The 6,612-nt window shown below is 62.9% G+C and carries 6 protein-coding genes and 1 pseudogene; 3 read left to right on the top strand and 4 right to left on the bottom strand.

Annotation, left to right across the window (positions count from 1 at the left end; genetic code table 11):
* Nucleotides 1-308, top strand: a pseudogene (locus AC1D1Z_RS21600) (arylsulfatase); the annotation flags it as partial.
* A 247-nt stretch (nucleotides 309-555) separates the two neighbouring features.
* Here AC1D1Z_RS21600 and AC1D1Z_RS21595 read toward each other — a convergent pair.
* A complete protein-coding gene (locus AC1D1Z_RS21595; RefSeq protein ID WP_477851656.1) occupies nucleotides 556-1,419 on the bottom strand; it encodes a class I SAM-dependent methyltransferase in 864 nt (287 codons plus the stop codon).
* 34 nt (nucleotides 1,420-1,453) lie between these two features.
* Nucleotides 1,454-2,101 (bottom strand): TetR/AcrR family transcriptional regulator, encoded by a 648-nt coding sequence (locus tag AC1D1Z_RS21590; RefSeq protein WP_477851655.1) that lies wholly within the window; start codon nucleotides 2,099-2,101, stop codon nucleotides 1,454-1,456.
* Between the two features lie 207 nt (nucleotides 2,102-2,308).
* Here AC1D1Z_RS21590 and AC1D1Z_RS21585 point away from each other — a divergent pair, with 207 nt between their 5' ends.
* Nucleotides 2,309-3,202 (top strand): NAD(P)/FAD-dependent oxidoreductase, encoded by an 894-nt coding sequence (locus tag AC1D1Z_RS21585; RefSeq protein WP_461522613.1) that lies wholly within the window; start codon nucleotides 2,309-2,311, stop codon nucleotides 3,200-3,202.
* 362 nt (nucleotides 3,203-3,564) lie between these two features.
* Entirely contained in the window at nucleotides 3,565-4,368 is an 804-nt protein-coding gene (locus AC1D1Z_RS21580; protein WP_026188298.1) for a glycosyltransferase family 25 protein, read from the top strand.
* A gap of 77 nt (nucleotides 4,369-4,445) precedes the next feature.
* On the opposite strand, the gene AC1D1Z_RS21575 is transcribed toward AC1D1Z_RS21580, so the two are convergent.
* Both AC1D1Z_RS21575 and AC1D1Z_RS21570 read right to left on the bottom strand, forming a co-directional pair.
* Nucleotides 4,446-5,846, bottom strand: a complete 1,401-nt coding sequence (locus tag AC1D1Z_RS21575; protein ID WP_446947691.1) for a sensor histidine kinase — start codon at nucleotides 5,844-5,846, stop codon at nucleotides 4,446-4,448.
* 58 nt (nucleotides 5,847-5,904) lie between these two features.
* Nucleotides 5,905-6,588, bottom strand: a complete 684-nt coding sequence (locus tag AC1D1Z_RS21570; protein WP_112906171.1) for a winged helix-turn-helix domain-containing protein — start codon at nucleotides 6,586-6,588, stop codon at nucleotides 5,905-5,907.
* Nucleotides 6,589-6,612 lie beyond the last annotated feature (24 nt).

The raw sequence follows: 6,612 nt of genomic DNA, 5'->3' as shown, positions 1-6,612 counted from the left end.
ACAAATATACCTTCAAGGAACAGCCCGGCGGCTGGCTCGGTGACACAGTGACATTGGGTGCGCCAACCATCGTCAATCTACGTCTGGACCCGTTCGAGCGGACAGCGTTTTACAAGGGGAACACCGGCTCCCTCGAATATTTCGAATGGTATAAATTCGAGTTCTGGCGCTTCGTGCTTGTACAGCAGCGGGTAGAACAATTGGCGAAATCCGCCGTCGAATTCCCACCCATGCAGACGGGCGCGAGCTTCGGGTTGAGTGCCGTCAAGGCGCAGATTGCCGAAGCCATGAGGAAGCAAGCGCAATAGGCAGTCCTGCATTTCGAAGGGCAGCTCGCAGGGGCTGCCCACTTTCGTGGCTAAGCCCAGAGCACGGCTGACGCACGTTATGTCGCCGAGGCCTTACGCAACGAGGACTGCCCCTCACCCTAGCCTTGCCGGGGTCGAGCCACTCGTCTCGACCCATCCTGCGGCCCCCCGTAAAAGACGGGGAGAGGGGACGCGCCATGCGAGACGTGGCGGGGAACGGAGAGGTCGCGCGTATTAATAATCCCTGTCAGCTTGCCGGATTGCGCGCGGTGACGATCCACGCCGCGCCGTCGATCATCACCGACCGCTCACCGGGGCAGCCCGCGAAGGCGGCACGAACCGCGGCCGAGGCGCGGGCGCGGATGTCGTCGGGCTGATCAGCGAGAGAGCGCGCCAGCGGGCCGACTTCGAGTGTCATCTTCACCGCGTCGTCGAGCGCCGCATCCCGCGTCTCCCCCTTGCCGAATGGGATAGAGGCATCGAAGGGCGCGATGGCGACATCGGTGAAGCCAGCCGCCGTTAGAATGCGCGCCACCCGCCCCTGGTCGCCAAACGAGAACGGGCCGGGCGCTTCGGGATCGGGCGGCGCCGTCGGCGGGAGGATGCCCTTGATCGCGCCCATCGGCAAGCGAACCCAATCGTTCTCGGCCATGCCGCGCCAGCAGACGAAAGCGACCCGCGCGCCCGGCTTGAGCGCACGCCGCATATGAGCGAACGCCACCGCAGGATCGTCAAAGAACATCACTCCGAAGCGCGAGAACAGGATGTCGAACGCGCCCTCGGGCAACTCGGTGCTGCTGGCGTCGGCCACCTGGAACAGGACCGGCATATCCTGCGGCGCTCGCGCGCGCGCTCTGCCGATCAGCGGTTCGGATATGTCCACGCCTAGCACATGGCCCCCCGCGCCGACGCGGGCGGCCAGATCCAGACTGGACGCTCCCGCGCCGCAGCCGACGTCCAGCACGCGTTCGCCTGTAGCGGGCGCGGCGGCTTCGATCGCGGCCTGGCCGAACACCGCCATCATGGCATCGAGCCGGGCCTGGTAAGTGACCCAGCGCTCCCCGCTTTGGCCTTTCCAGTCGGCGACCTGATAAACATTTTCCTCTGTCATGCCATATCCTTGTTCTGATCCGTTCTTAATCAAGCTATCCGCCCGCGTGATTGTTGCCACCGTGCGCGGCGACGAACATGGCGACGGCCGACCGGCAATAGGATTCTATTTCGTTATCGTCCTCTGCTCTCGCCTCATCGAAGCGTGCGATAATCAGGAGATCGGATCCTTTGATAAGCGCGGCAAATAAGCGGGCGGACTGGAGAGGATCGGGCACGTTCAGAACCGCCTTCGCGTGCAACTGACGCAACAGGGCCTCGATTTGGGCGATGACATAGGCGGGGCCGGCTTCGTAATGGAGCTTGCTTAACGACTTTTGATTCGTCTTGTCGGCCATGATCATGGCTTCGACACTGCGCACCTCCGGGCTCAACAGCGTGCGAAGCAGGGATGTTCCCACCGCCATGAGCTGATGTTCTGCCGAACCGTCGACGCCTTCAACAAGGGCCTGTGGTGCAAACTGATGGCAGTGGGCCGCGATGGCCGCACTGAACAGCGCCTCCTTGTTCTCGAAGTGCCGATAGATGCTGAGCTTGGAGATCCTCGCTCGCTGGGCGACCTTGTCCAATGTCGTCGCTTGAAAACCCAATTCCACAAAGAGTTCGCACGCGGCGTCGACTATCGTTTGGCCAAGCGCCTCGTTGGCGGGCCGGCCGCGCCGGGCCTGGCTATTTTCGGTCACGACAATTACGATCCTTGACAGTATCTTAATTCTAGCATTACGATACTACGTAGTATCTGAAATGCGCAAGCCGAAGAATGGATTTTACTCTGTCTTCCAAATCAAGTTTCCCCGGGCCGCTTGGCGATATCGAATGCCTATCGCTGAATGAGTTTTTGCGCCTGGCCCAACCCAACCCCCTCCATCCGCAACACGGAGCCCATCACCATGGATGACGTCATCATCATCGGCGGCAGCTTTGCTGGCCTCGCCGGCGCCCTTCAGCTCGGCCGTGCCCGCCGCAAGGTCACCGTCCTCGATACCGGCCTGCCGCGCAACCGCTTCGCCGGCCACTCGCATGGTCTGCTCGGCCACGATCACAAGCCACCGCTGGACATCCTGGCCGAGGCGCGGCAGCAGCTCGCGCGTTATCCCACGGTCAAGCTGGTCAATGCCCGGGCCGACAGCATCTCCGGCACCATCGACGATTTCTCCGTCCTCACTGGCGATGGCGAAAGCCTTGGCGCGCGCCGCCTGATCCTGAGTTATGGCGTTGCCGACCAGATGCCTGCTGTTCCGGGTTTTGCCGAAAGCTGGGGCACATCCATCGTGCCCTGCCCCTATTGCGATGGCTTTGAAGTCGCCGGCCAGCATTGGGGCCTCGTCTGGTCCGGCCCGCCGTCGCACAATTATGTCAGGCTGTACCACGACTGGACCGACACGTTGACGGTCTTCGCCGATGGTCACGACATTGCACCCGATATCCGGGCCGATCTGGCGCGCCGCAACATACCTGTCGTTGATGGCCGGATCGCCGAAATCGCCCATCACCGGGGCCATATCACCACCGTTAATCTCGAGAGCGGCCGCAATGTCGCGGTCGACATCCTGTTCGCGCATCCGCGCAACAAGCCGTCCGCAAGCCTGCATGACTCACTGGGCCTCGCCACGGTCAATACGCCCTTCGGCATCGCCCTCAAGGTCGACGAGCGCCGCGAAACCAGCACGCCCGGCATCTACGCTGCCGGCGATCTTGCAAACCCAGCCATGGCCTCGGTCACCACGGCAATATCGCAGGGCGCGACGGCGGGTATCTCCGCCCAGCAGTCGATGCTGGTTTGAGAAGACACAGATGGAGTTCCAACACGTCACCTTCGACTCTGATCAATGAGGAGGCAGGCGCTGAGCGATTGCTCAAGCCAGGGATCATCCGGGGCGGCACGCAGTGGTCGCTGTCGTCATCGAAGGCTCGCTGGTTGTCGGTTTCGATCGCGGGAAGGGAGGCGTCCACTGCGTGCCGCACGAGAGCAGGTAGCGCGGCATTCTCACGCGCACTTTGCCGGGATCATACCAATCCGTAAGAAATGCAGCCTCGGTCGTTCGACCCTCGCACTTTACGAAAATGTATAGTTCCAGCGAGGTCCCCGTGAGGTTTGGAGCGCAGGCTTGGCGCCATCATTGCCAAGTCGAAGGTCAGCTCTCTCATGAACATGCGCACCGCACCTGCCGCCCTTATGCCGGCCCTTCATCCGGTCAGCCTGCGGGTGAATACCTACCTGATCAATCTCGACCGTGCGCCATTGCGCCGGTTTCGAATGGAACGCCTGCTGGCAAGCTTCGGCCTTGCCTTCGAGCGCGTGGCGGCGGTCGATGGGGCAGGGCTGAGCCTGCCGCATCCGGGTTTTGACGAAGCAGCCTATCTCAGCCGGCACGGCCGCAGGCCAAACCCTTTCGAGATCGGCTGTTATCTCAGCCACGTCGAATGCGCCAAGCGCTTCCTCGGAAGCCATGCCGAGTTCGCGCTCATTCTGGAAGACGATCTCGATTTCGATGACGATCTGGCCGAGCTGCTCGAGGCCGCCCTCGAGCACCAGGCGCGCTGGGACATCCTGCGGCTGTCGACCGTCAGTTCCGGGAAAAAGCACAAGGTGGAGCCGCTGACCGCGTCACGCTCGCTTGCCATCGCGCTCACCCGCGAGAAGGGGTCCGGCGCCTATCTGATCAATCGCAAGGCGGCAGGCTGGATTGCCGATATGCTCATGCCCATGCGTCTGCCCTATGATCTCGCCTTCGATCTGGAGTTCGATGATGGGCTGAGCGCCTGCTTCGTCGATCCGCTGCCGGTCAGCCAAAGGGCCGATCCCTGTTCCCAGATCCAGGCAGGGCTTTCGACCTATCGGCTGGGCCGCCGCCGGCCGTGGAGTGTGCTGCCATATCGAACGGCGGCTGAGGTGCGCCGGTTTGCTCGTCGCTTCCGCCGTCTCGCGGCTTGGAGGGTGAGCGGCTAGGGCCGCTCCCCCGGGGTGAGCGGTTAGAACCGCTCCCCCGGGGTGAGCGGTTAGAACCGCTCCTCCGGGATGAGAGGTTAGGGCTTCTCCGCTGGCATCAGCGGGAAGCCGATCGAAACGATGAGGCCGGGATGATTGTCCGCCAGGGTGATCTCGGCCGCATGCAGCTCGGCGATCGCCTTGACGAGGCTGAGCCCAAGCCCGCTTCCCGGCGTCGTGCGGCTCTTGTCGAGCCGGTAGAGACGCCGGAAGACCTTGTCCCTTTCGCCGGCGGGAATGCCGGGGCCGGTATCGGCGACCGAAAGGATGGCGCGGCCGCCCTGGCAACGGAGCGAAACCGTGATGCCAGTTCCGGCCGGGCAGTGGTTGATCGCGTTCTCCACCAGGTTGGCGATCATCTGCGTCAACAGATCACGGTCGCCCCGGATGAGCGCGGGACAGCGCTCCGCGATATCAAGCGACATCAGCGCGTCTTCGGCGACGTCGATATAGACCTCGGAAATGACGGCAAGCACGGCGTCGATATCGGTCGCCTGGAAACGCTCCTTGCGGGCGCCGGCCTCGATCTGGGAAATGCGCAGCAGCGCCTCGAAGGTGGCGTTGATCCGGTCGCTCTCGTTTCGCGCTTCGTCAAGCAGAGCCGAAACATCCGCCTGCTGGTCGTTGCCGGCCACCGCGGCATCCAGCGTCAGGCGCAGCCTGTTCAGAGGCGTCTTCAGATCGTGGGCGATATCGGCGCTCACCTGCCGCATGCTCTCGACCAATCTCTGCAGCCGCTCCAGCGCCGCGTTGATCTGGATCGCCACCGTATCGAGATCGTCGCCGTTTCCGGTGATCGCGATGCGGGCCTGAAGCTGGCCAAGCGAGACATCGTTCATGGTCAGGGCGACCCGGTCCAGCCGCGCCTGGGCGCGAACGGCGAGAAAGACGCCGCCGCCGATCGCCGTTGCCACGACGATCGCGGCCGCCCATTCGAAGCTGACCAGCACGATCCGCAGCATCTCGTCGACATCGTTGAAGTTTTCCGCCACCACCAGGCTGTAGGGACCGATGGTCGAGACCTGCATCCGGTAGCGCTCATGCCCCTTCAGCCCGACATCCCTTGAGGTGACGGTATAGACGCCGTTCGGGATACGGGGGGCGGCGAAATTGCCGGCGAGTTTCTTGCCGGCATGGTCGGTCAGCGAGTAGAGCCCGTCGGAGGTCGACTGGAAGCTCGCATAATTGTTCAGCGTGTTGACCAGATCCTCGGTATCGTTGGGCTCATAGGTCGAGACGACAAGCGAATTCATCTCGGTCAGCGACTGGTCGAGATCGCGGCCGAGGCCGAGGCGCAGCATGTGATAGATGATAGCGCCGCTCAACATGAAGGTGACGACGAAGAGGACGCCGAAGGTGACGGCAAGCCGGAAGGGCGTGCTCCTGCGCAGGCTAGAGCATGATGCCGAAAAGTGTGCGCGGTTTTCGGACGACATCATGCTCTTACTCTTTAAATTGCGAACAGGATTTGAGATTTTCAGGCCGATGGGCCTGAAATCATCCTGTTCGAGGCGCATGCAGGCTGTATCCGGTGTTGCGAACCGTATGCAGAAGCTGGGCCTGGAACGGCTTGTCGACTTTGGCCCTGAGGCGGCTGATATGGGTCTCGACGACGCTGGTCTTCGGATCGAAGTGGAAATCCCAGACCCGCTCCAGCAGCATCGTCTTGGTGATGACCCGGCCTTCGCCGCGCATCAGCACCTCGAGCAGGGTGAACTCGCGCGGCTGCAGCTCGATCACCTGGCCGGCGCGGCGGGCCTCCCGCCGGATCAGATCGAGTTCGAGATCGGCGACCTTCAGCACCGTTCTCTGCTCCTGCACCGGCGGCCGCCGGCCAAGCGCATTGACGCGCGCCATCAGCTCGGAGAAGGCAAAGGGCTTGACCAGATAATCGTCGCCGCCCGCCTCCAGCCCCTCGACCCGATCGTCGACGCCGCCGATCGATGTCAGGAACAGCGCCGACGTGCCGACCTTGGCGGCGCGCAGTGAACGCACGATCGCCAGGCCATCGAGGCCCGGCAGCATGCGATCGACGACGATGACGTCATAGGCCTCGCGCTGCGCCTGAAACAGCCCATCGCGGCCGTCGCCGAACACGTCACAGACATGCCCGGCCTCGGAAAAACCCTTCGCGATATAATCGGACGTCTTGGTATCGTCCTCGATAAGCAGGATTCGCATCAGCCCGATCGTTCCCGGATGCCT

It is taken from the genome of Rhizobium sp. P1_E1 (genome assembly GCF_056406015.1).
Note: the sequence above shows the minus strand (reverse complement) of the source record. Positions and strands in the feature narration are given on the sequence as shown.